This is a genomic window from Legionella gratiana, assembly GCF_001467695.1.
Classification (GTDB): Bacteria; Pseudomonadota; Gammaproteobacteria; order Legionellales; family Legionellaceae; genus Legionella; species Legionella gratiana.
Genome location: NZ_LNYE01000020.1, coordinates 691,543 through 716,120, shown reverse-complemented (window position 1 = coordinate 716,120; position 24,578 = coordinate 691,543). Strand labels below are relative to the sequence as shown.

The window sequence follows — 24,578 nt, the reverse complement described above, 5'->3', positions numbered from 1 at the left end:
ATGAACTATTTCTATTATTTCGCATTAGTTGTTCTTTTTCTGACAGGATGCTCTATTGGCCCCAAATATGTTCCTCCTACTGCTCCTGTACCCTCCAACTGGAGCAATAAAGTTCAACATGTGTCTTTAGTAAAAAATGAAGAGGCTTGGTGGCGTAATTTTCATGATCCCATATTAAATGATTTAATTGAACAACAAGCAGTCTATAATTTAAATTTAAAAGCTGCACAAACTCGGGTAAGTGCAGCACGGGCCCAATATGCTATAGCAATGGCCCAATTATTTCCCACAGCGACACTTGGTGCCTCTCCTCCAACTGGAACAGGATTTGATATCAATCAACTTATCGCGTTAACAGGTAATTTAGATCCTGATATTTTTGGCAAAAACCGTCAACTAAAAGAAATGGCTAAAGCAAATTTACAAGTGGAACAAGAAGAGCTTGATTTTGCATTAATTAATTTATATGCAGAAATTGCTTCCTCTTACTTGGAGTTACGTGAAGCACAAGCAAGAAACATCGTATTGAACAATAATATTTCAGGTAATAAACAAATACTTCAATTTATCAAATCACGTTATAAAGAAGGGTTTGCTAATTATTTGAATTTTGCACAACAAGATGGATTAATTGAAACTCAACTGGTTGAGTTAGAACAGAATAAAGCATTAACTACAACCCTATTGCATAAAATTGAACTATTAACGGGGAATAATCCTGGAGTATTGGCAAAGAAATTATTACCCCTTAAGCCAATTCCTCAAATCAATCAAAATATTAATTTAGGACTTCCTGCCGAGCTTTTACAGCGACGACCCGATATTAGAGCCGCCGAACGGCGAGTAGCTGTGGCTCATGCAAATATTCGGGCTACAATGGCAAACTTATTACCTCAAGTGACCATAGGATGGTTGTTAGGATGGCAAACTCAAACCATCGCAGGCAGCATTCTTACTGCACGTAATCTTCTTACCGTCCAAAATCCTGAATCTACTTTCTATGGAACTTTTACAGCTCCCATATTCAATGCCGCTTTATTCAATACCATTGAATTACGTAAACGTGAAAAAGCCATTATAGTCATACAATATCAACTCGCTGTGATGCGTGCCTTGCATGAGGTTGAAACTCAATATGATTATCTTCAACATTACAAAGAAAGCGCCATTCATCTTAAGCGAGCAGTGGAACAAAAGAGACTTGCTTTAAAACTAGCGAAAGATGTTTATCAAAAATCTTATTCTGATTTTAATACAGTACTTCGCGCAGAAGAAGAATTAAGTCGTATAGAGCTTGCTTACCTGCAAAATACCGTTCGACTTCAAATGACTCAAATCAATCTTTATAAAGCATTAGGAGGAAACATCATTTCTTCAGAGAAAAAATAAGCCCATAACAGACACTTTAAGAAAACTGATAGAGTTGATTTGACTTTTATAAAAAGGACTATAAAAAAGGGACAAGTTATGAAAAAAGCACTGGTTTGTGGTGCAGGGGGATTTATAGGGAGCCATCTGGTTAACCGTTTGAAAAAAGAAGGTTTTTTTGTTCGTGGAGTAGATTTAAAAAGCCCGGAATTTTCAAAAACTAAAGCTGATGAATTTGTCATTGGCGATTTACGCGATCCTCTAGTATGTAAAAAAATATTAGATACTCCCTTTGATGAAGTCTATCAATTGGCGGCTGATATGGGTGGAGCAGGATTTGTATTTACTGGAGATAATGACGCAGATATTTTGCACAATTCTGCGGCTATCAACTTGAACATGTTGGATATCGCAAAAGACAGGCGAGTTGGTAGAATTTTTTATTCATCCTCTGCATGTATATACCCTAAGTACAATCAGTTAGACCCCTTGAATCCAAAATGTTCTGAGGATTCAGCCTACCCAGCAGCACCAGATAGTGAGTATGGTTGGGAAAAATTATTTAGTGAACGATTATACTTAGCATATGCTCGCAATTATCAAATTAACGTTCGTATAGCTCGTTATCATAATATTTTTGGTCCAGAAGGAACTTGGACTGGTGGGCGGGAGAAATCTCCTGCTGCATTGTGTCGTAAAGTTGCAACCGCCAGGGATAATGAATCCATTGAAGTTTGGGGTGATGGAAAGCAAACTCGTTCTTTTTTATATATTGATGAATGTGTTGAGGGTACATTACGGTTGATGCGATCTAATTTTGAAGGGCCAGTGAATATTGGTTCTGAGGAAATGGTAACCATTAATCATTTGGCTAAAATGATTATTGAATTATCAGGAAAAAAATTAAACATTCAAAATATTCCTGGCCCAGAAGGGGTACGCGGCAGAAACTCTGATAATAAACTTATTGCCCAAAAATTAAATTGGCAGCCAAGTGTATCATTACTAAAGGGTATTAAATCTACGTATGACTGGATAAAAATGCAGGTAGAAAAGAAAGAGCGGATGTTCGAAATTGCCCAAGTGGAGTGAACAGTAATAATGCACCTATTAATTAACATGCGTTTGACATAAAAGGCATAGAAATGCATTTTATGTCGCTATCCCGTAAAGCGCGCAGCATTTTATACGGAATCCAGTTCTAAATAAAACTATCGACCTGTTGACATTCGTCTTCCAAGTCGCGGAAGGCGGGAACTGAATTGTCAACAGATCCTAGTTAACTACAACTTACGTTAAGAATAGGAGATTTTTTTCAAGATGAATCACAGGTCTCATTTTTCAAAATATGCTTATAAAATAAATGATAAGAGCATACATTATAAAGACTCACTTGTTATTGAATACTCTCCTTCTAAATTAACTCTTAGTGGAACAGAGACATATACTGAAATTCAAGACAGAATAACTCTCTTGTTTAATGGAAAAATTTCTAGGTCTCGTATTGTTATTTTGAAAAAGTCTTTAGACATTATTTTCATATTGTTATTAGAGCTTCAACCTGGCGTTCATTCAATTAACGAATTGACTCTTGATACACTAGTGAAAAAATACAGTAGGATTTTAAAATTTAAATCTCCTAATGTTTTCTCTAGAAATCGTAGCTACCTCTCTTTTAAAGATGAGCAGATAATTAATTGCAAAAAAGAGACAACTCTCAAGAATGAATTTAAGTGTAAAAAAATTATTTTCCATTTTTCAAAGATCCAAGTTGGTTTTGGCGATCGTATTGTTGGTCTAGCATCAGCCATGGTTCTTGCTAAGGCATTAGATGTTGAGCTTTTTCTTGATGCACCTTTTATGCCTGAAATTTTTTTAACGAAATACGACGAGATTGCAAACCCACTAGAATACGACATTGATTATCTTGATACCCAATATAGATATACTGAGATTTTAGCTCAAAGCAATTTTAATGAATTAAATACTACGGCTCATGTAATTGGCAATGAATGCTTTCATTACGCCCTTTATTTGAATCCTCATTTCAAACATCGATTGAGTGATTTTAAAACAGATCTACGCGAAGCATATAAAGAGATTTTTAGGAAGATATTAATACCAAAAGATAACTTACTTGAAAAAATTTCGCAGACTTTATCTCTATTATCCTATCCCGAAAAACGTCTAGTTGGACTACAGATCAGAAGTGGTGTGATTAGAGATGAAGTACCCTGTTTAAGCATGAATGATCTTAAAATATATTGTGATAAAGTTCTTGAGAAAATCGCTACAGTAAACAGCTCTGATCTTAAAATTTTTGTTACTGCTGATAACACTGCTTATGCCGATTCAGCAAAAAATTATTTAAAAGAAAAGGGGGTTGATGCACTTACAATCAATGATCCAATCTTGCATATTTCCTATCCTGAAAATCAGGAGTCATATAGTGCTTGTTTAAAGCTTTTTGCTGATTTTTTCCTTCTATCAAAAAGTGATATGCTTTTTTATCCTCTATTTAGTAATTTTGGACGTATCGGTTCAATGATGATGGACTCTGAGGAAAGCTACGGTTTTTATGGAAGACATTTTGATCTGCTTCCATTACATGATTTTTATATTAGTTCATCAAAACATCTGCTTTATAATGACTCTATAATTCGCTCACTCGGCGGTATATTTCGTTTTAGATACTTCAATGAATATACTGGATTAAAAAAATTAAAACTTCTTGCAAATACAAGCGTTGCTTTTGTAAAAAACGTTATTATTGATAAAAACAAGGGAGTAAAAATTGCAGATATCAAATTTGCCAGGCACTTGGTTGAGGCAATGTTTATGTCCGAGTTTTAGAGAGTTCGATTGGTAACTGAGATGCAAAAGCTGATTTTTTTCGATATCTTATCATTTTCCATTAGGGTACTGGTCTTCGCAAAGGAATTCCATTTATCATTATCATCCTCAATAAAGATGAGGGTTTAATATGATACCCAAACATATTCATCAAACATGGAAAAATGCTGCAATGGACGCTCCATTAAAGGATTATCAAAATTCTTGGCGCCAACATAATCCCAGCTTTTCTTATTCTTTTTATGATGATTTAAACTGTGTAGATTTTATTACCCAATTTTACCCTGAATATGTAATACCCTATAGTCGCCTGCAAACAGGGGTACAAAAAGCAGATTTTTTTCGGTATCTCATTGTTTTTCATTATGGAGGAATTTATGCTGATATAGATATGGAATGCTACAAATCCTTTGACTGTTTTATGCCGTTTAATGGGCTGCTTCTAAGTGTTGAAGCAAAATTAACTCATATAAATCAGCATAAATTAGGCTATTCCTTTCCTTTTCAGTTGGCGAACTGTATCTTCGCTGCAGAACCAAAACATTGGTTCTTAAAAAAAATAATTAATCATATTGTCACTTTAATAATGGACGGTACTAAAATTCAAAACAATGAGGACATTGAAGACATGACAGGCCCACGAATGTTAACTCGTCTTTATTATCAATTAAAATATACTAAAGATATTCACATTCTATCGCAGATTTACTGGATGCCTCCATTGAATTACCCTAATATATGGCCATTTAACATCAACATGTACGCCAAACACCATTTTCATGGCTCATGGAAGAAAACAAATACAAAGAAAAAATCATTAAAGCAAAAATGGAATGAACGTAATAGACATCCAAATCCCTGGTCTTCATTATTAATGGACTTAAATGAATTAGAAAATTATCAATAAATAATTTCATAATCTTAAATACAAAATATACGAGTGACTCTAATGCAGCCACAATCATTAAAGATTGCATTAATTACGGATAACTATTTCCCTCAGATAGGCGGAGTAGAGTATTGTGTTGATGCTTTAGGAAGAAACTTAGCAGCACTTGGACATCAGGTATGCATTATAACGCGTAAAAGAAAAAATTACCCATCAGAGGAGAGAAAAGGTTCGCTATTAATTAAACGGATTTCATATACTCAGATGGGGATGACGCTTTTAGGCTTTTCTCGCCAATACAACGAGTTCTTTACTCAATTTGATATTATAAACGCCCATAGCTTAGGGTCCATATTAGCAGTACAAGCTCTGTTACTGGCGAAAAAAATAAAAAAACCTCATGTTTTGACAAGCCACTCCCTATATAGAAATCACGACAAATATTTAATTAGAGGCTTCGCAATATTTGTTAAGCATGTGATTTGCGTCAGCCATGCCGTTGTAGATAATATGAAATCTTTAAAAAAAAATGCAATCACTTACTATATTCCCAATGGGTTTGATATATTTTCTCCAAATGGAGCAGAAAAGTCTGTCTCTGTGGCTAAAAAATCTGATGAACTCATCATTACCACCGTATCTCGATTATCGGGCAAGAAAAAGGTGATTGATTTTATCTTGATTGCTCACGAACTGCTTAAAAAACATAAGAGACTAAAATTTTTTATAGTTGGGGATGGGCCACAAAACAAAAAACTGCAACGAATAGCCAATCAATTAGGAATTGCAGAACATCTATTTTTTACCGGAAATATATCACGGATTGCCGTATTTCATTTAATACAGCAAACCGATATTTTTGTTTTAACCTCCCCTCACGAAGCATTTGGAATGGTTATATTAGAAGCAATTTATCACAAAGTCCCAACTGTTGCTTATACTAATAATGGAATTTCTGACATAATCTCTTCAGGAAAAACAGGTTTTTTAGTTTCTTCAACACATGAAATGATAAAAAGAATAACCCAACTTATTCATGATGAAGCATTACGTTCTGAATTAGGAAACAATGCATACCCATTACTCAATAAATTTAAATGGGAGCTTATTGCGAAACAAACTTTATCTGTTTACTATACATTATTGTTTTCTTCTCATCCTCAAGGGATATCACTAACAGAAGGATAAAAAATTATAAGGAAGCTGCGTTGATATCACGACTTATCAATTATTTTCATTTTTTAAGATGCCATTTAAAAATTACACCTCAGATCAGTAATACAAACATCCAAAATAATGTCATTGTTTCGCTTACTACAACCCCAAAACGAATCAATAAAATATGGCCTACTTTAAACTCCATTGCGTTACAATCACAACAACCCGAAAAAATTATGTTGTGGATCCCTAAACGATTTAAACGTTTTGCAAATCAATCTATTTCTCAGCTCCCTAATTTTATTAAAAAATACCCTAACGTTTTTATCCACTACATTGAATATGATTACGGTCCTGCTTCAAAATTATTGCCTTGTTTAGAGTTCTTTTCGGGACAAAATAAAAAATTAATTATCATTGATGACGATAGAATCTATCCACCTCACTTTATTCGTGATCTATTGCATTACGAAGAGTTGGATTCTAATGCTGCGCTAGGAATAGCAGGAACCGTGATGCATGGTTCGATTCGCTGCGAATATAAAGCAACTCAAAAAATGGCTTTGGTTGATGTGCTCCTGGGATATAATGGTGTATTGGTGAAGCCAACATTCTTTTCAGAAGATATTTTTCATTACCCTCCTAATTTACCTGAGGCATTTTTTGAAGATGATGTCTGGATTAGTGGACATTTACAGAAAAAAGATATACGACGAATTCTAATTCCTTCATTGCCTGGATGGCAAAGTATCATTCTTGGAAATAAACGTTCTATGGGATTATGTATGCATGAAAATAAGGATAGAAGTAATTTTAATCGGGTCTTTAACCATTTGTTTGAACGGTAGCGAATAATGAAGAAAAGAATTCCTATTTTCTATTATCATTCCATTGGTGGCATTGGACCTGAAACATTAGATTTGCGACGCTTTATAGCGCATTTAGATGCCTTGAAAGCTCAATCTTATACAACCATTACTCTCGCTGATTTGTTTAAGGAAAACTATGATTCAACAAAGAAAAATGCAGTATTAACATTCGATGATGGTTTATTGGATAATTATGAAAATGCGTTACCCTTATTAAATCAGTATGGTTTTGTTGCCACTTTTTTTGTAGTCCCAGGATTTGATGAAATAACACGCTGGGTACACCCTGGAAAAAGAAAATGGAGTAATGTTCAAAAAACAGGATATACAATTCCCTATAAAAATATGCAAAAGAATCACCGAAAAGCACTACTGGATGCAGGAATGGAAATCGGCTCACACAGTTTTTCTCATCCCAAGCTGCACCAGATTGATCGAAAAAATCTTCCGTATGAAATTTCTGACTCCAAACAATATTTAGAAGACGAGCTGGGAGTTGCCATTGAAACATTCTGCTATCCTTATGGAGGGTATAATACAGCAGTAGTTGATGCTGTAAAGCAGGCCGGATATCTTGGTGCTACAACAACTTGGCCTGGTTATTATAATTCTGAAAAATCCTTGTATAAAACCAATCGTTTCTTAATCGAAAATCCAATCTTTTTTTCTGAAGTACTTAAGGGAAATGCATTATCCATTTATGCCTATTTAAAATCAAAATTGGTAACCTATGGAATAAATAAACTGTGATTTAATTTGTCTGAATTGTAACAGGCCAACTCCTATCTGAGAACGGTCCTGTTTGGCTCAAGTTGAACCTGTCCGTTCTGGCCAAGATTCACCATCTCCCGTGACCTGCTCTGAATTTATTGAGAAGCTATAAGCTTTTTTCATAAATCCTATATGTTTTATAATGTGTTGCGTTAATCAACTCAAGCCCCGCTTGCATTGCAAGATTGTCTTCTAATATCCATGAAAACTCTCCCTGTTGATAGTTCAGCTGGTTTATTTTTCGGAAATATTCATAATAAAGCAACCCGCCAACAGGAAGATGTTGATATTTTTGCATTACGCCTAATAATGGAATACGGCCCTGATTAACAATTTTTTTAACTTTAAGATTCCACAGTAATTTTATGAAATTAAAAGGAAATAATTTACCATCACGCACATGCACTAATGCCTGATTAAGATCAGGAAGTCCCACTGAAAATCCACAAGGTTCTCCCGCTACTTCAGCAATAAAAATAAAATTAGGTAAAAGAGAAGACTTTAACTCTTTAGCCAAATAATAAAACTCATCCGCATCTAAAGGTAAATAACCCCAATTTTTTGCCCAAGCATCATTATAAATTCTAACAATCAATTTTAGTTCATTTTTAAACTCTTTCATATTGATTGTTCTCACTGTAATGCCATACTTGTCACATATTTTTTTTATAATCTGTATTTTTTTAGGGTCAAATTTACTTGAGCTAACACTCGCAGTCCATGCATGAAGATCTTTAGCTTTTTTATATCCTTCTTGCTCCACTAAATTGATGTAATACTCAGGATTTTGAGGCATCATGATGTAAGGCTTGGTATCAAAAGCAGAAATTTGTAAACCACATTCATAATTTATTGAAGGATTCATGGGGCCGCGTAAAACCCGCATCCCTTGCTCGAGAGCCCACTGCTCAGCATGCTTAAAAAGAGCATTTGTTACTTTATTTGAATTTTCGGTTTCAAAAAAACCCCAAAAAGCAGTTTTTTCATTATGTATTGTATTATGCAGTTGATTAATAATACAAGAAATTCTGCCAACAGACTTATTTTTATGGTAGGCAACCCAATGATTTATCTCAGCATTTTTATAAAATGGATTCTTTTTATCTAAAATGCGTTTTACGGTATAGTGTAATGGCGGAACCCAGTTTGCATTGTGGTTATGTAATTGAAAAGGAACCTCTAAAAAGTCGTTAAAATCTTTTGTCTTTTTACATAAAACCACATCAACCGACATGAAATCTCCATTTATTAATATGTCATTTTAATTTAAAAATAGAAACTGAGTATGCGTTCTTTCCTCATTTTATGCAAGTTGTGGCTTGCATAAAATGAGGAAAGTTGTAAGATCATTTCAATCATTTTTGCTTTGAGTTTTTCAATTTAAACAATAGAATGTAATCTTAATACGTTATGTGATGCATGCTAATTTAGACAATTTAAATTATTAAAGCTTATTTTAATGTGAGTTCGATATAAAAAATAAAATGATTTTTTATATCGAACTGATTTTATTTAGAACTGGATCCCGTATAAATCGGGATAACGTTTGTTTAGTGACGTAAAAGCATTGAAATGCTTTTTACATCGAACTCACGTTATTTTAGGGTCTGTTGACAATTCGCTAGACTGAGTCAAAATGGCGTGATTTTAGGACACCGAAACACAGCATACACAAAGTATGTGAGCATCGGAGCGCATAAAATCATGTCATTTTGGCCAAGAGAGTAGAATTGTCAACAGACCCTAGTATCAATAAGGATTTTTATGAGTCAGCAAATACAAGAACGTGTTTTCCAAATCATAGCAAAAAGTCTAACTAAACCTCCTGAAAACATCCATTTGACACTACCTATTGAGGAGCTTTGTGAAGACTCGCTCGATCTAGTTAGTTTAGTTTTTGCTTTGGAAGATGAATTTAATCTGGATCTCGCGGATAAAGCAAAAGAAGCAAAAACCATTCAGGATATTGTTATGGGAATTGAAAGCTTACTCAAAACGCAACAAACTACAGAGATAAGTGCAGTATGAAACCTGTTCGAGTTGTGATCACTGGATTAGGGGCCATTTCCGCGCTAGGAAATACTCATAAAGATTTTTGGAGATCACTTTGCCAGGGTAATTCAGGTATCTTACCCCTACAACAAGTAGACTGCAGTGGAATGCGATTTTCAGCAGGGGCTGAAGTTAAAAATATAAACATGGATGATTACTTTCATCCTAAAGAATTGACCTGGCTCGATCGCTTTTCACAATTTGCGCTAATTTCTGCACAGGAAGCCATAGAAGATGCAAAAATAGATCCTAATGAAATCGCAAATGATAGTACGGCAGTTATTACAGGATCCTGCTTGGGGGGTAAAATCACAGAAGAAGCTGGATATGTGCGTCTTTTTCGTCAAAATAATCCCCGTGCAAATCCCAATATTATTCCCAATGTAATGGCTAATGCTGGAGCCAGTCATATTACAGCTAAATATCAAATCACTGGACCTACCTATACCATTTCTACCGCTTGCTCTTCCTCAACTCATGCCATTGGTCAGGCTTTTTGGCTCATTCGCCAAGGTGTCGTCAACAAAGCAATCGCTGGAGGTAGTGAAGCACCATTCACAGAAGGACATCTTCGTGCCTGGAATGCATTACAAGTTGTTTCCCCTGATACGTGTAGGCCTTTTTCAGGTAATCGCTCAGGAATGATTATAGGTGAAGGAGGAGCAATGGTGTTTTTAGAGTCCTTAATTTCCGCTCAAAGTCGTGGAGCACCTATTTACGCAGAAATCGTCGGATTTGGAATGTCCGCTGATGCAACTCATCTGACTAAACCGAACTCCGCAGGACAGTGTCGAGCTATTTTAAGTGCATTGCAAGATGCACATATTAACCCGGAAGCAATACATTATATTAATGCGCATGGCACTGGCACCCTCATCAATGATGAAATTGAGTCAAAAACCATTCGTACACTATTTCCTAATGCTGATGAGCATTTATTAGTGAGTTCAACAAAGGGGGCACATGGCCATTTACTAGGCGCTACAGGGGCTATAGAAACAGTAGCGACTGCCTTAGCAATAAAACATAAAACCATTCCGCCTACGCTAAATTTTATAGAAAAAGATCTGAATTGTGATATCCCTTTAGTTACGAATCAAGCGTATCAATTTCCAATTGATTACGCATTATGCTCCTCTTTTGCTTTTGGAGGATTAAATGCGGTTCTTGCTTTACGTCGGTATGGCTCGAGTTAACAGCTATTCAAATGTTTACTTTTAGATCCTATTCGCCGTATCATAGGTCCTAATATGATTTTTCAAGGAATAAACAAATGATTTATATATGGATAGCCCACTATTATTTTAGGTAGAGTTGGATCATAACGATTTTGAATAGATAGGAACTAGTATTATCACCCGGACAATAAAAAAATACTAGATGTAATGCAGTTTATAAAATGGATAAAACTCGATGCAAGATTTTATTTCAATCGTTGATGCTCTACAAAGCCATGTAAAAGATTATCCCAATTGTACCGCTGTTAAATTTTTGACACAAAAAGGTTATGAACTATTGACTTATCAAGAGCTTGATCAACAAGCACGCCGATTATCTCATATATTACAGCAATATGATTCTTATTATGATGAGCGCGCTGTTATTTTATTACCACCGGGATTAAGTTACATTGTAGCCTTTTTTGCATGCCTGTACGCGGGGGTAATTGCTGTTCCTGTCTATCCACCAAGAAGAAATCAGCATAAAAACCGAGTCCTTTCTATTCTTGAAGATTCACAAGCAAAATTTGTAATTACGAATCAATCTCTTGCTCCTGAGTTTACTGATCACAATGTTATCAACATTGATTCAATAGACAAAAAAGTCATTAGTGAATATCGCCCTATTTCTATTAAAGAAAGCAAAATTGCTTTTTTGCAATATACATCGGGATCTACAAATACACCTAAGGGTGTATTAATCAGTCACTCAAATCTTGTTGCAAACATTCAAGGGATACTTAGTCTTACCCCATCCAAAGAAAACGAACGCGACAAAGTTTGCTCATGGTTACCGCCTTATCATGATATGGGTTTAATTGGATGCATACTTACTTCACTCTATAAAAGATTTGAATTAATCTTAATGCCGCCTGCTTACTTTTTACATGCGCCCATACGCTGGCTAGAGATTATTTCTCAAGAACGAATTACGCTCACATGCGTTCCTAATTTTGCTTTTGATTTCTGTGTAAAAAAAGTCACGAATGCTCAAATCAATCAATTAGATCTGAGCTGTTTACGTTGCATATACAATGGTTCTGAACCTATTCAATTTGATTCGGTTCAGCAATTTATTAATACATTTACTATAGCAGGCCTCTCGCCACAAACAATCTATCCATGCTATGGTCTTGCCGAAGCAACCTTAATGCTAACAGCAAAACAATATAATATCTTTGATACTTCATTAAAATTAATCAAATCGGATTTTGAATTAGGAAAGATATCCATTGTATCAGAACCATTCAATAATCCTATTACGCATATAGTAAATTGTGGTAATTGCCTCAAAGATCATTCTATTCGCATTGTTGATCCTAATACCTTCAATGAATTGCCTGAGGGGGCTATAGGTGAAATCTGGGCGAGTGGTCCAAGTATCGCAAAAGGTTATTGGAATAAACCAGAACTCACCAAAGCCACTTTTGAAAATCAATTACCTGATTCTCCAGATGTCTCGTACTTAAGAACAGGCGATCTTGGTTTCATCAACCAAGGCAATTTATATGTAACAGGTCGAATCAAAGATTTGCTCATTATCCATGGTAAGAATTATTATCCGCAAGACATTGAGCAAGCGATTGCTCAGAGTCATACCCAATTTGAATCTCAAGGTGCGGCTGCATTCGTAGTAAAAGTGGAAAATAGGCGAGAATTAATTGTGCTACAAGAAATCAAACGGGAAGCAATTAATCGAGTTGAGCTTGATTCATTATTTTCTGATATTCAAGCAATTCTCTTAGACCAATTTGGGTTGATACCTTATTCAATCGTTTTAATAAAACCTTACACCCTCCCGAAAACCTCTAGTGGAAAAATCCAACGTTGGCTTGCACGTAAAGCATTTCTTGATAAAACGCTCAAAAGCATTGCTCATTGGCATAGAGACTCTAAAAATCAAACAAGCATTATTTCGTTAACCTCATCTTCAATTGGAATAAAAAAATGGTTAAATGAGTGGTTAATGCGACGTCTCAATATGACTTTATCTGATTGTGACTATGAAAAATCAATCACTGCTCTGGGGGTTAATTCAATTGCAGCAGTTGAATTGTCCAATGATTTACAAGCTAAAATAGGTAAACAATTTGAATTGTTACCTTTATTTGAACAATATACGTTGAACCAACTCATCACTTTTTTATCAGAAAGCCTTTCTACCGAAGATTTGCCATGGATTAAAAACAATACAACAATACAATCCTTAGAAAATAAAGAGCCAGTTAGGCTGGTTGATCCTCCATTAACATTTGGGTTGCAAAGCGTAGAACAAAATCCTGACTTCAATTTGGATCATAATTTCATAAAGAATTTAAAAAGTATTTATTTTAATGTTAATGAGGGAATATCAAATAATACTACTGTAATTGATGGAAAACCTTATATTAATTATTCAGGATATAATTATTTAGGTTTGTCAGGGGAGTCAGAAATTGCAGAAGCAGTTATGACTGCTGTAAAAAAATGGGGAACCTCTGTTTCTGCCAGTCGCTTAGTTTCAGGTGAAAAATCCCTGCATGGTAAATTAGAAAAGGCTATTGCTGATTTAATTGGAGCGGAAGATTGCCTCATATTCCCTTCTGGATATTCAACCAACATTACTATTATTACTCATTTATTTGGCAAAAATGATTTGATTATTCATGATGAGCTCGCCCATAACAGTATTATCCAAGCTGCTATTTTTTCTGGAGCAGAACGTATTGCTTTTCCTCACAATAATCATCAATTTCTTACCAATTTTCTTGAAAAATACCGTGATCGCTATAGAAAAGTATTAATTGTAACTGAAGGGATCTTTAGCATGGATGGAGATATTGCTGATGTTCCCAAACTTGTCACCATTAAAAAACAATTTAATGCCTTTTTAATGATCGATGAAGCACACTCTATGGGTGTATTAGGGAAAACCGGCAAAGGAATTCGTGAATATTATCATTTAGATGCTAAAGACGTTGATATTTGGATGGGGACGCTCAGTAAATCATTCGCCAGTTGTGGTGGGTATATCGCCGGAACTCATGAGTTAATTGAAAATCTTAAGTATACTGCAGCAGGTTTTGTTTATTCAGCAGGTATATCGCCTGCCAATACTGCTGCCGCATTAGCTGCGATTGAAGTCATGAAGAAGGAACCTCATAGAGTAGATTTGCTGCGCGATCGACATACTCTTTTATTGTCTTTATTAAAAGAAGAAAACATTCCAACTGGATTAAGTAATGACACTCCCATTATTCCCATTGTTGTGGGTAAAGATTTAACAGCAGTACAATTAAGTCATTACTTAAAAGAAAATCAGATTTTGGCTTTACCGATTATCTATCCCGCAGTAGAAAAAAATTTAGCAAGAGTTAGATTATTTGTGAATTGCCTCCATACGGATGAGCAAATTTATAATACTGTAAATTTATTGAGAAAAAAGATTCAAAGAAGAAAGTTAAAAGAGAGGCCTGTACAAATGGTAAATGTACATGAATAGTAAATAGTAGACCGTTTAGAGACTCGAATCAGGTAAGCTCCCATTTGGCCGTCTTACGCCATGGATTGCTGAGTTAAAGGTAAAAATGCTTCAAGCTATTATCTATGATGGAAAATAGTTGTAATAAGGTGATTTTTTTCAGGTATTTTAAATCGCTACTATTCTATGAGCTCCTGGATTTGAAACCCATTAATAAAATGAGATTAATGATGTTGCTATAAAAAAAGCAATCAATGCATACAAAAATCCAAATAGCATGTCAATGACATAATGAAATCTTCCATAGATAGTACTAATTATCAATCCTATTCCCAAAGGTAAAATCCAATAAAATAGCGAAGTATGTAAATGTCCTGTAGTTAATAAAACAGCAGAAGATAATCCTGTATGGCCACTTGGAAATGCTGTACCCGCAGTCGAGCCACTCTGTAATAATTTATGCGTCAATCTAAAGAAAAAACCTTGGCTGCGATGATCTTTAATTTTTTCAAAAATATTACGGGGTCCATAAACTGGAATAATGCTATGCGTTATATAGCATGAAAAAAGCAATAATAAGATAACAAATTGACTCTCATAAAATGCTACTAAGTCATGTTTAAGATAAAAAAAGAGCGGTACCCCATAAAGCAATAAAAAAAAACTTAAATAACAGAGATGCAAAAACTCAGAAAGAATTAATGAATTTGCACGATTATTATGATGAAAGTTCAGAACCCATGTAAAATGTTTCTTTTCAAAATGGATGAACTGTTCATCGTAATTAGCTTTATTAAATGCAGAAGTCAGGATTTCAGTCTCTCTGTGCAATATGGGTAAGAATAATAAAGGAGACCAATCATATAAAATTTGCAACGTATTTGAATGAATCGATTTAAAAAATGGAACAGCTTCCCATAAAATGATGATGCAATTAATAATTATGTAAAAGAAACGTAATTTTTTTTGTTTCGGGTTAGATATTATTAAAATAAAAGTTGAAATAACACCATAAATAATTACCAATAAAGCCAACACTAACATACCTTAACCCTATTAAATGATCTATTCTGAGTATCTTACTTATGGCATATTCATGCCGATTTATGTTTATGTGCATAATAAATAGTCAAAAAAATTGTTTGTATTATAGTAAGCATCGATAAAGAAATTAAAAGGATCAATAAAATCCCTGCCCAATAAGAACTAAATAAAGAAGTAATCAAAATTCCTATCATAAAAAAAAGCATTTCTCCACGATTCATAACCCGCCAAATTAGTGTTTCATTATCATCAGATACTGCTCCACGATGGTTGGCATAGGCCACAATAAATGAAGGTAAAATAACTACAAAAGAAGTAATGCAGATTAATTGATCCAAGCTCAAATAAAATGCTTTAATGTCGCAAAAAAAATAGGAAAAAATAATCGCAAAATCTACAAATCGATCTATTGTTCCATCAACAAATGCCCCTAAATTCGATGCCTTATTCCGTGCCCTTGCTACCGAACCATCAATTACATCAAAAATACCTGCTAAAAGAAAAAGCAAAATGGCGGTAACGTAGCAATGGAAATAGGAGCAAAGAACCGCGATTGCCGCTAAGATTAACGAATTTATTGTATAAAATCCCGCCGGAAAAGGACTATATTTAGCGAAAAACTTACCAAGAAGCATTGAAGTCTTTTGCCAGATCCGTGATTTTTCTTTTATCATGATTAAGTCCAATTAAGCATATAACATATTGATCAGATTTTTATAACAATAAAAGTAGTAACGTCCTAATTGATTGTCATTTAATAAATATTAAAGATAATAACAAACAATTGTAAAACCGTCATCTTGTTGACTCGTTTTCAAACACTCAGTTTAATCTCTTAAAATGGATATTTAAATTCACTCAATTTCCATTGATTTCTTTTCTAACTTTTGTAACGATTACTTCTTAAGCATATTATGGACTTAACATGCACGATTATAAAAGGATAAGATTATTTAAATCGAACTTTCTAGAGCGCTTTTCTGTTGTTCATCCAATAACACCTGCACTTCTATATATCCCAGTGTTATTTTATTGTATTTTACATATAAAAATAACAATTCATTCTTTAATCTTAATTTTCTCGGGTATTTTGTTATGGACTTTTATTGAATATACAATGCATCGATTTATTTTTCATTTGCCTATAAATACTAAGTGGGCAAACAAAATAAGTTATATCATCCATGGAATTCATCATAAGGATCCTCATGACCCTTTACGACTTGTTGCACCACCGTTAATGAGTCTACCCATTGGCTTGATTTTTTTATATATCTATTCTAAGGTATTTACATCAAACAATTTATTTAGCTTCCTTTTCGGATTTACGCTAAGCTATCTCTGTTATGACTACTTGCATTGGGCGCTTCATCATAGTAAGTCAAAAAACAAATTAATCTATTATTTACGTAGAAATCATGCAATACATCATCATCGTACCCCTCCTAGACGCTTTGGAGTAACAAGTCCTTTATGGGATTTCATATTTAATACCTATACCCTAACAAAAAATAGAGCTAAAGCTGAATGAATAAAAAAACAATATTAATTACTGGTGCAAGTCGTGGTATAGGGGAGCAAATAGCAATTCAGTATGCTTCAACAAATGTAAATTTAATTTTAGTTGCAAGAGATCTTAAAAAGTTGACTCATGTGGCTCAACGTTGCCAAGAGAAAGGAGCAAATACAATTTATGCAAGCCATGATGTTCAAGATAAAGCGCTATTGAAAAAATTTATTCACGATATTGATACTAAAATGCCTATTGATTTGGTTATCGCGAATGCGGGCGTATCTTCAACATTACAAGCGAATTGGCAACCCGAGAAAGAAGAAGATATTCATCAGGTTCTTGCGATTAATTTGCAAGGAACGATGCATACTGTTAACCCATTGATTCCCAGAATGATAGAAAGAAAAAAAGGGCAAATAGCGATAATGGGTTCCATTGCTGGCTTACGAGGATTACCTCAATCCCCAAGCTATTGTGCCAGTAAAGCAGCTCTTTATATATATGGTCAATCCTTACGTGCCTGGCTTATCCGATATCAAATTCATGTTAATGTAATTTGTCCTGGTTATGTTAAAACAGATATGTCTGACCGGCTCACTGGCTTGAAGCCCTTTTTAATATCAAGCGAGAAAGCAGCTCAAATTATCCAGAAAGGCTTACTAAAAAATAAAGCATCTATCGTCTTTCCCTGGCCTTTACATCTACTTATTAAGTTGTCTCAATTGCTTCCCTCAAGACCCGTTGATGCGATTTTAAATCGCTTTGAATCTTATATTAATTAGCATATATTATACAGGCTCAAGCAACAGAGATATAGATATTGTTGGATCCTAATGTAAAAAAGGAATTGGAAATCTATGCCAAATAAGAATTCATCATTTATTTTCGTAAATGAACCTGATTTTCATAGACAACGTCGTAAAGAAATATTACTAAAATATCCTGAAGTTAAAAATTTATTTGGTCACGAATCCAAAACAATATACATTAGCTTATTTTTAGTAGCATTGCAGCTCATACTGGCCTATTTGTGTAGAACAATAACCCTATTTTGGTGGATATTTATTTTATATTTTCTAGGAGCCACAATAAATCACGCCCTCTTTACCGCAATTCATGAAATAACCCATAATTTGGCATTTAAATCAAAAAAGGCGAATCGTTTTTTTGCTCTTTTAATTAATTTACCTTTAGGAATTCCGGCAGCAATTAGTTTTGAGAAATATCACCATTTACATCATAGACATCTAGGCGATAGAAAAAAAGATGGTGACGTTCCTTTAATAACCGAAGCAAAAATATTTAATTCTAAAAAAGGCAAATTGCTTTGGTTACTCATTCAACCAATTACTTATAGTCTTCGTCCAATAATTAAATGGCCGCAAAAAATGTCTTCTTGGGAGATAAGTAATATTATTTTACAATTACTATTTGATATTTTAGTGACCTATTTGTTTGGATGGAAGTTTTTAAGTTTTTTAATCCTATCTACTCTAATTGGCATGAGTCTTCACCCCCTGGCAACCCATTTTATCGCAGAGCATTATGTCGCTCATAAACAACAGGAAACTTATTCTTATTATGGGCCATTGAATTATCTTACTTTTAATTTTGGACATCATGTTGAGCATCATGATTTTCCAGCCATTCCATGGTCCAGAACAGCTCAATTGAAGAAAATAGCCCCAGAATATTATAACAATTTATATGTGCATCATTCATGGATTGGATTTATGAAAGAATTTATCTTTTCAAAAAAAATTAACCTATTTTCGCGGGTTGTGCGCTAACAAGTACTGCGGATACTGTCCATGGTAATTAGTATAAATTACTATTTCCAATCTATTGCAGTAAACTTTCCATAAATGCATCCAGTTTTGCAAAATGCTCAGCCCACGTTGGTGGCGTATAGTTAGATAATCGCTGTAATTGAGATAAACGTTGTTCGCTATTCTCATGAGTATAAGCTTTGATCATGTTTAACCATGTTAATCCATCTAAGGGATCAATATATTCGGGGATGTCTCTGGCGATTTCTTTAAAAACTTGGAGATTACTTGCAATTACAGGTACTTTTAAAGATAACGCTTCAGCTAAGGGCATTCCATAACCCTCTGCAAAAGTTGGGAACAATAGGGCTCGCGCATGACATAAATAATTGACTAATTCATTATCATTTACAAGAACTTCAATAACAAATTCACGTAAAATCTCGCATCTTTCTAGATAGTCGACAATATTTTCAAGCTCCCAACCTCTTTGACCGATAATTACTAAGCGCGGTGTTTTTTCTTGAAGCTCTTCCACTAAACGCCGCCAAACTTGTAATAAAAGTAAATGATTTTTTCTTGGTTCAATCGTTCCAAGGATCACAAAATAAGGTTGTGATAAAGGGGGGACGTTTGAAGGTTTCGCAAAATTTAGGTGAAGATCACTACCTAAGAGCACAGCTCTGGCAGGAGGTAGTTGTTTGCGTTGAGATAAAGCAAAGTTTTGTAGCTCTTCTAAAGTTGATTTAGAGTTAGTGAGAATGCCATGCGCATGGGCTATCAGACAATCGAACATATCTAAATATTCTTGTGCTCGACCAGGTGAACAATATTCCGGATAGTGCAAAGGAATTAAATCATGAACCATGAATAAGCTTATTACACCAGGGAGGTTACTTATGTGGGGATGACCATCATATCGAGCAGGCTCAATGTTTAATAAAACGCCTCCTGCTAACTGTTGTTTTTCTTTTTTTGTAATTCGTTCCTTGATTAACAAAAGAATAATTTTAAATCTAAAATATTTTGGCTTTGCATCAATTAATTGCAAAATTTGACTGGTTGTATTTTTTGATAAAAGCAGATTAAGTTTCCAATTAATTAACTTAAATTGCACTACTCCGTTTATATGATTTTCATAATGCCTTAAATAAGCCATAACCACACGATCAATTCCTGTTGGACGGTGTGCAGCAATGGCATTCGATAATAAACGACTCATCCCTAGCAATATGTATTTCATTATTATGAGAAACGAATAATTATTTGGCTAGCTCATTCTATGCAAAATTTTTTTAAATTGCCACATAACCCGTTTGGTGATAACAGTAGGCCGTGTTGACAATTCATCCTACTTTATAATTTTTAATCGAGGGTGCTCAAACAGCAATTTACAGTGAGCTTCATTTTTTTCATGAAATTGCACGTACTTCTCTCGGCTCAAATCCGCAAGACGTTGAAGTTCCGTTGTAGGGTTTTTACTGATAAAAAATAAAGAATGAACTAAAGAATCAATATCTTTATGATTATGCATCTTATCATCCAAGCCCGCTCCTCTACTACCGTGTACAGTGGTTAATAATGGCATTCCATGAGCCATTGCCTCCACTGTTTTAATATTGATCCCTGTACCGCACAGCATAGGGGATACAATCAAATCCATCTGACCATAAAATTCTGCAATATTGGGTACATAGCCATGCATTCTTACCCAAGATTTTTTAAAAACGTTCATTTTAGAATCGAAAATCCTTTTAGCAGCTGCTTTTTTAACTTCTCCAGCAACGTGGATTATAAAGGGCAAGTCCTCTTCTTTTTGTAAATAACAATCGATACGTTCCAAAAATTTCTGTACCACAGCCAGATTAAACTGATTATTACTTGCGACAATGCCCACGTTACCTAAGGTGGAAAATTTATTGTTTAAAAATTTAGGAGAGGTACTGTGAGAAATCACTATAGTATTTTTCTGCCCAGAAACAGTTTCAAAATACCTCGCCTCTTCATCGGTGATTCCAACGACCAGATCAGCTCTTCTTACATAAGCACCTTCTTCTTCTGGGGTACATGAAAAGTGTCCTAGTGGTAATTTATTAAGACGCAACATTTCAGAACGATTTCCCATTTTGTCATGGGTATCGATTACCTTTAAAATATAATTCGGTACAAATTCAAGCAATTTTGATTGATATATGTAAGAACACAAAATAAGATCTATATCATAACGCTTGCATAAAAAATAAATATGCTCTCCAATACCATCTTTGTACCAACCATCATAGGGAACAACACCAAAACTAACCATTTTCTTCTTACAAGGAATAATATCTACGGTAGTAAATTGATTTTCCATTGCCTGTAAGCCGTCTTTAGTACATTCAGAGTTTTCTAACATAACAAAATGAACCTTATGCCCCATCCTCTCAAATTTTTTAATAAGGTTGCATATTCGAGCACGATTTCCATGGTTAGCGGGATAAGTAGGAATAGGAGAGTAATATAATATATTTAAACTATTCGTTTTTCGTCGATGATGGGCCTCTATAGGTGGGATCTGTTCTGCCCGCACCATTGCCACATGCCACGAAGTACCAAATTTAGAATAACTTTTTAAAGCATGGTTCCACTTTTCTAAAAATAATTTTTTATTCGTCTCCAAAAGATCCTGGTGGGTATGCCCATAAGTCTTATGAAGAAAGTGTATTACTTCTGAACTGGGTTGATAAACCACTCTCATTCCTTGCGCATGAGCGTTCATCGCTAAATCTGTATCTTCGTAATAAGCATTTTTATACCGAGGATCAAATCCTTCTACAGAGTCCCAAAATGATTTGCGAATAAGAACAGAACAACCAGAAATATAATCGACATCACGCCGGGTGTTTAAAAAAGAGACCCTTCGATGGCAACCATAGCCAATATTCAGAGTATTGCCATTTTGAAATATTATAGAACCTGCTTCCTGAATTTTTCCTGTTGGACACAAAATCTTAGAACCAACGATCGCAATACGCTCCTCCCCTTCTATCGTCTGGTATAAACTTTCTAACCAATTAGGTAATACTATAGTGTCGTTGTTAAGTAATAGGAGATACCGCCCTCGAGCTTTTTGTGCGGCATGATTGCAATTTTGTAAAAATCCACTATTTTTATCCGTTCTAATAACGATTAAACCCGGATACAGTACAGCAGCATTAATTGTTTCATCTGTTGAGCAATCATCAGCTAAAATTAGTTCATAATTAATATTGCCATCGCATGTATTTAAAATAGAGTTTAAACAAGCACAAGTTAATTTCCATTGATTGTAAACGGGAATAATAATAGAAACGTCAATATCTTTATAGGCACTTGGAAAAAGTATGGGTTGTGAAGGCTGTCGTTGGCAATAGCGAATAAACGCTTTTAATGAATGTTGATGAGAAATAGAAGAAAACTCTCTTCTTAACAGTGCTCCTATTTTTTTTTTCAAAAAAATAACACCATCGCAAAAACGAGCAATGCAATCTAAATAAAAATTGATTAATCTCCAAGTAAAAGTGCTTTCTTTAATTTTGGCGTAAACATTATACATGATAAGAATCGGTCTCTTTCAGTTGCGCACTTCATTTTTGCTCATTCACATCAGCACTGATAAAGTAACATGAATTTATAACAGATTAAATGTACTCCTATCTTCGAAGGAATATTTTCGCTACTCCGAGTCACTAATAAGAAACAAATAAAAACTATGGTTTACGGTGTAGTACATCCACTGTGTGACTGGAGTATCCGTGTACTTGCCGTTTCCTGCGGTGAGCATGTCTCTTTTGATGGGGTAAAAGCCATGAATGTAGATGGAGTAAAGCGCGAAACCCGATTGTGATGTTTTGAAAATATGATAAACCTAAAAGTTATTTGATATAAAAAATTAACTTATTTTCTCAAATCAACTACAGGGTCTGTTGACAATTCACTAGACTGAATCAAAATGTCGTAATTTTAGAGCACCGAACCAGCATACACGAAGTATGTGAGTATCGGAGCGCATAAAATCATGTCATTTTGACTAGGATAGTAGAATTGTCAACAGATCCTAACCATTTTTTTCATTTTATTTTCAATGTATTAAGATCATGTTGCTCTTTAACTTCCGCTAAATCCGCTTGAAAACCTTCGCCATATGTTTTGAATAAATCTTTTGGCGTTTTATCTGTGAATGCATAGACTAATCCTATAATAGCCAGCCCTGGTAGAACTCCTGTTAGAAAGGTCGCTGCGATCGCAATAATACCGGCAATAAAACGTCCAGTCGATTTATCTTTGTTGTTTTGTATAATCTGAAGATTTGTAAACGCTTTACCCTCTTCTTTTTTCTCAAGAATTTTAAAATATTCTTTAATTGTATCCTGATTTTTTTCGGAACTATTTAATACCGTTAACAGTTGCTCAACAATGGAATGTATTTCGCGGTTTTTTTTCGATAAATTATGCTGATATTTTTGTGTGAGCGTCAGCAATTCTTTGATAATTAATTCACTTTCTTCTTTACTCAGGATGGATTCTTGCCTTTTTCGCTCATACCTCACATCCGCTGAGTTATCACGTTGATATATAGACATATTTTTCGCAACACTCAACGGCTGTTCTTCATACTCGCTTGGCGTTAAAGCGCACTGCTTCTTAAATTCATCACCAATATGGTTCGCGACGTAAGTTGATACTTTAGAGCCTCCGTGTCCATCATAAACTCCAAGCAAAAAAGCAGGTGTATTTTGCGTTATTGTTTGTACGGCAACACTAATATTATCGCGTGAATCATTTGTTTTCGCTTTGAGTGCCAAAGCTTTTGCTATTTCTAATTCCGGTTTCTTTTTATTTGATTTTATAATTTCCTTTAATGATTGATATAAAAATTGCTCATGCCCCCTTTTGGTTTCTACCTTTGTACCATCAGTAAAACCATCACAAGTGGTGATAATCTGTATTTTCCCGATTGTCTCGCGACTGATGTTAAATCTTTGTGCAAGGTCATCAATACTCGTAATATCAATTGTTGCTTCAGAGCAAACCCCATGCTCCTTGAACGATTTATCTCCCATAGCGCGTGAAACAGCGAGCATGCCATCTACTCTACCCCACCCAACAAAACCTCCAGCTTGCTGAATTCGCAAACCTTCTTCGGGATCAGTAGGCTTATGAGTGACTGAATTTAACCGAACCACCCCCAAAAGATTACCCTCTTTATCATAAATTGCCGCAAAAGATGCAGCGTCTGCTAGAGTTGCGGTAATTAAATTACCCTTCCCATCATAAACTGTAGTAGAGGCCGTACTTCCATCAGTGTAGTTCTTTTCTAAAACCTGTTCGTCTAAGGATCGATAAGTTGTCCATAAGCGCTTGCCAATTTCCTCAGGACTTAATGAGTCTAAGGATTGATCCAATGTTTCCCAGGCCAATGCGTCTTCTTGGCTTGGGCGAATAGGTGCATTTTGCATCTCAAAATAACCAAATGGCTGATGTTTATCCTGGTATCTTACATTTTCGGCTTCAGATTTCTTGTATTTTCCAGGATGAGAAATAATTCGGGGCATGATTTAATCCTTCGCATTAGGGGCTTATTTGATAATTAT

At 34.8% G+C, this 24,578-nt stretch carries 20 protein-coding genes; 14 read left to right on the top strand and 6 right to left on the bottom strand.

Going from position 1 to position 24,578, the window contains the following annotated elements:
• The 7 genes from Lgra_RS07840 (at position 1) to Lgra_RS07810 (ending at position 7,887) form a co-directional block, all read left to right on the top strand.
• Positions 1-1,389 (top strand): efflux transporter outer membrane subunit, encoded by a 1,389-nt coding sequence (locus tag Lgra_RS07840; RefSeq protein ID WP_162264317.1) that lies wholly within the window; start codon positions 1-3, stop codon positions 1,387-1,389.
• Positions 1,390-1,467: 78 nt separating this feature from the next.
• The gene (locus Lgra_RS07835) at positions 1,468-2,460 is read left to right on the top strand and encodes an NAD-dependent epimerase/dehydratase family protein (RefSeq protein WP_058498692.1); all 993 of its coding nucleotides are present in this window, start codon (positions 1,468-1,470) and stop codon (positions 2,458-2,460) included.
• A 228-nt stretch (positions 2,461-2,688) separates the two neighbouring features.
• The gene (locus Lgra_RS07830) at positions 2,689-4,221 is read left to right on the top strand and encodes an O-fucosyltransferase family protein (protein WP_058498691.1); all 1,533 of its coding nucleotides are present in this window, start codon (positions 2,689-2,691) and stop codon (positions 4,219-4,221) included.
• Between the two features lie 130 nt (positions 4,222-4,351).
• Positions 4,352-5,128, top strand: a complete 777-nt coding sequence (locus Lgra_RS07825; protein ID WP_058498690.1) for a glycosyltransferase family 32 protein — start codon at positions 4,352-4,354, stop codon at positions 5,126-5,128.
• A gap of 42 nt (positions 5,129-5,170) precedes the next feature.
• The gene (locus Lgra_RS07820) at positions 5,171-6,298 is read left to right on the top strand and encodes a glycosyltransferase family 4 protein (protein WP_058498689.1); all 1,128 of its coding nucleotides are present in this window, start codon (positions 5,171-5,173) and stop codon (positions 6,296-6,298) included.
• A gap of 20 nt (positions 6,299-6,318) precedes the next feature.
• Complete coding sequence (locus Lgra_RS07815) at positions 6,319-7,116, top strand: glycosyltransferase family 2 protein (RefSeq protein WP_058498688.1); 798 nt, start codon at positions 6,319-6,321, stop codon at positions 7,114-7,116.
• Positions 7,117-7,122: 6 nt separating this feature from the next.
• Positions 7,123-7,887: a polysaccharide deacetylase family protein gene (locus Lgra_RS07810; protein ID WP_058498687.1), complete on the top strand. Its 765-nt coding sequence runs from the start codon at positions 7,123-7,125 to the stop codon at positions 7,885-7,887.
• 127 nt (positions 7,888-8,014) lie between these two features.
• Here the strand turns inward: Lgra_RS07810 and Lgra_RS07805 are convergent, their stop codons facing one another.
• Positions 8,015-9,142: a hypothetical protein gene (locus Lgra_RS07805; protein ID WP_058498686.1), complete on the bottom strand. Its 1,128-nt coding sequence runs from the start codon at positions 9,140-9,142 to the stop codon at positions 8,015-8,017.
• Between the two features lie 530 nt (positions 9,143-9,672).
• Here Lgra_RS07805 and Lgra_RS07800 point away from each other — a divergent pair.
• From Lgra_RS07800 to Lgra_RS07790, 3 genes are all read left to right on the top strand, one after another.
• Positions 9,673-9,936 (top strand): phosphopantetheine-binding protein, encoded by a 264-nt coding sequence (locus Lgra_RS07800; RefSeq protein WP_058498685.1) that lies wholly within the window; start codon positions 9,673-9,675, stop codon positions 9,934-9,936.
• Positions 9,933-11,156, top strand: coding sequence for a beta-ketoacyl-[acyl-carrier-protein] synthase family protein (locus tag Lgra_RS07795; protein ID WP_058498684.1), 1,224 nt, complete (start codon positions 9,933-9,935; stop codon positions 11,154-11,156). The genes Lgra_RS07800 and Lgra_RS07795 overlap by 4 nt, the downstream gene beginning before the upstream one ends.
• Positions 11,157-11,373: 217 nt before the next feature.
• Positions 11,374-14,661: an aminotransferase class I/II-fold pyridoxal phosphate-dependent enzyme gene (locus Lgra_RS07790; RefSeq protein WP_058498683.1), complete on the top strand. Its 3,288-nt coding sequence runs from the start codon at positions 11,374-11,376 to the stop codon at positions 14,659-14,661.
• A gap of 189 nt (positions 14,662-14,850) precedes the next feature.
• Here the strand turns inward: Lgra_RS07790 and Lgra_RS07785 are convergent, their stop codons facing one another.
• Both Lgra_RS07785 and Lgra_RS07780 read right to left on the bottom strand, forming a co-directional pair.
• Positions 14,851-15,684 carry a phosphatase PAP2 family protein gene (locus tag Lgra_RS07785; protein WP_058498682.1) on the bottom strand — a complete coding sequence of 278 codons (834 nt, stop codon included), beginning with the start codon at positions 15,682-15,684 and terminating at the stop codon, positions 14,851-14,853.
• Positions 15,685-15,734: 50 nt separating this feature from the next.
• Positions 15,735-16,358 (bottom strand): CDP-alcohol phosphatidyltransferase family protein, encoded by a 624-nt coding sequence (locus Lgra_RS07780; protein ID WP_058498681.1) that lies wholly within the window; start codon positions 16,356-16,358, stop codon positions 15,735-15,737.
• Between the two features lie 251 nt (positions 16,359-16,609).
• Here Lgra_RS07780 and Lgra_RS07775 point away from each other — a divergent pair, with 251 nt between their 5' ends.
• The 3 genes from Lgra_RS07775 to Lgra_RS07765 all read left to right on the top strand — a co-directional run bounded on the left by Lgra_RS07775 (position 16,610) and on the right by Lgra_RS07765 (position 18,987).
• Complete coding sequence (locus tag Lgra_RS07775; protein WP_058498680.1) at positions 16,610-17,215, top strand: sterol desaturase family protein; 606 nt, start codon at positions 16,610-16,612, stop codon at positions 17,213-17,215.
• Positions 17,212-17,979 carry an SDR family NAD(P)-dependent oxidoreductase gene (locus Lgra_RS07770; RefSeq protein ID WP_058498679.1) on the top strand — a complete coding sequence of 256 codons (768 nt, stop codon included), beginning with the start codon at positions 17,212-17,214 and terminating at the stop codon, positions 17,977-17,979. Before Lgra_RS07775 ends, Lgra_RS07770 begins: the two co-directional genes overlap by 4 nt.
• Before the next feature lie 75 nt (positions 17,980-18,054).
• Entirely contained in the window at positions 18,055-18,987 is a 933-nt protein-coding gene (locus tag Lgra_RS07765; RefSeq protein ID WP_058498678.1) for a fatty acid desaturase, read from the top strand.
• Positions 18,988-19,039: 52 nt separating this feature from the next.
• Here the strand turns inward: Lgra_RS07765 and Lgra_RS07760 are convergent, their stop codons facing one another.
• Complete coding sequence (locus Lgra_RS07760) at positions 19,040-20,188, bottom strand: glycosyltransferase family 4 protein (RefSeq protein WP_162264316.1); 1,149 nt, start codon at positions 20,186-20,188, stop codon at positions 19,040-19,042.
• Between the two features lie 129 nt (positions 20,189-20,317).
• Entirely contained in the window at positions 20,318-22,540 is a 2,223-nt protein-coding gene (locus tag Lgra_RS07755) for a glycosyltransferase (protein WP_058498676.1), read from the bottom strand.
• Positions 22,541-22,696: 156 nt separating this feature from the next.
• Between Lgra_RS07755 and Lgra_RS18460 the strand changes: the two genes are divergently transcribed.
• The gene (locus Lgra_RS18460) at positions 22,697-22,831 is read left to right on the top strand and encodes a hypothetical protein (protein ID WP_274519563.1); all 135 of its coding nucleotides are present in this window, start codon (positions 22,697-22,699) and stop codon (positions 22,829-22,831) included.
• Between the two features lie 223 nt (positions 22,832-23,054).
• Here the strand turns inward: Lgra_RS18460 and Lgra_RS07750 are convergent, their stop codons facing one another.
• A complete protein-coding gene (locus Lgra_RS07750) occupies positions 23,055-24,539 on the bottom strand; it encodes a hypothetical protein (RefSeq protein ID WP_083502874.1) in 1,485 nt (494 codons plus the stop codon).
• Positions 24,540-24,578 lie beyond the last annotated feature (39 nt).

Excerpts from the sequence above, each read along its gene's own strand:
- Lgra_RS07840 (WP_162264317.1), top strand. The coding sequence starts at position 1 with ATGAACTATTTCTATTATTTCGCATTAGTTGTTCTTTTTCTGACAGGA.
- Lgra_RS07785 (WP_058498682.1), bottom strand. The coding sequence starts at position 15,684 with ATGTTAGTGTTGGCTTTATTGGTAATTATTTATGGTGTTATTTCAACT.
- Lgra_RS07790 (WP_058498683.1), top strand. The coding sequence starts at position 11,374 with ATGCAAGATTTTATTTCAATCGTTGATGCTCTACAAAGCCATGTAAAA.
- Lgra_RS07775 (WP_058498680.1), top strand. The coding sequence starts at position 16,610 with ATGCACGATTATAAAAGGATAAGATTATTTAAATCGAACTTTCTAGAG.
- Lgra_RS07780 (WP_058498681.1), bottom strand. The coding sequence starts at position 16,358 with ATGATAAAAGAAAAATCACGGATCTGGCAAAAGACTTCAATGCTTCTT.
- Lgra_RS07825 (WP_058498690.1), top strand. The coding sequence starts at position 4,352 with ATGATACCCAAACATATTCATCAAACATGGAAAAATGCTGCAATGGAC.
- Lgra_RS07830 (WP_058498691.1), top strand. The coding sequence starts at position 2,689 with ATGAATCACAGGTCTCATTTTTCAAAATATGCTTATAAAATAAATGAT.
- Lgra_RS07795 (WP_058498684.1), top strand. The coding sequence starts at position 9,933 with ATGAAACCTGTTCGAGTTGTGATCACTGGATTAGGGGCCATTTCCGCG.
- Lgra_RS07810 (WP_058498687.1), top strand. The coding sequence starts at position 7,123 with ATGAAGAAAAGAATTCCTATTTTCTATTATCATTCCATTGGTGGCATT.
- Lgra_RS07765 (WP_058498678.1), top strand. The coding sequence starts at position 18,055 with ATGCCAAATAAGAATTCATCATTTATTTTCGTAAATGAACCTGATTTT.
- Lgra_RS07750 (WP_083502874.1), bottom strand. The coding sequence starts at position 24,539 with ATGCCCCGAATTATTTCTCATCCTGGAAAATACAAGAAATCTGAAGCC.
- Lgra_RS07805 (WP_058498686.1), bottom strand. The coding sequence starts at position 9,142 with ATGTCGGTTGATGTGGTTTTATGTAAAAAGACAAAAGATTTTAACGAC.
- Lgra_RS18460 (WP_274519563.1), top strand. The coding sequence starts at position 22,697 with ATGGTTTACGGTGTAGTACATCCACTGTGTGACTGGAGTATCCGTGTA.
- Lgra_RS07770 (WP_058498679.1), top strand. The coding sequence starts at position 17,212 with ATGAATAAAAAAACAATATTAATTACTGGTGCAAGTCGTGGTATAGGG.
- Lgra_RS07835 (WP_058498692.1), top strand. The coding sequence starts at position 1,468 with ATGAAAAAAGCACTGGTTTGTGGTGCAGGGGGATTTATAGGGAGCCAT.
- Lgra_RS07760 (WP_162264316.1), bottom strand. The coding sequence starts at position 20,188 with ATGAGTCGTTTATTATCGAATGCCATTGCTGCACACCGTCCAACAGGA.
- Lgra_RS07755 (WP_058498676.1), bottom strand. The coding sequence starts at position 22,540 with ATGTATAATGTTTACGCCAAAATTAAAGAAAGCACTTTTACTTGGAGA.
- Lgra_RS07800 (WP_058498685.1), top strand. The coding sequence starts at position 9,673 with ATGAGTCAGCAAATACAAGAACGTGTTTTCCAAATCATAGCAAAAAGT.
- Lgra_RS07820 (WP_058498689.1), top strand. The coding sequence starts at position 5,171 with ATGCAGCCACAATCATTAAAGATTGCATTAATTACGGATAACTATTTC.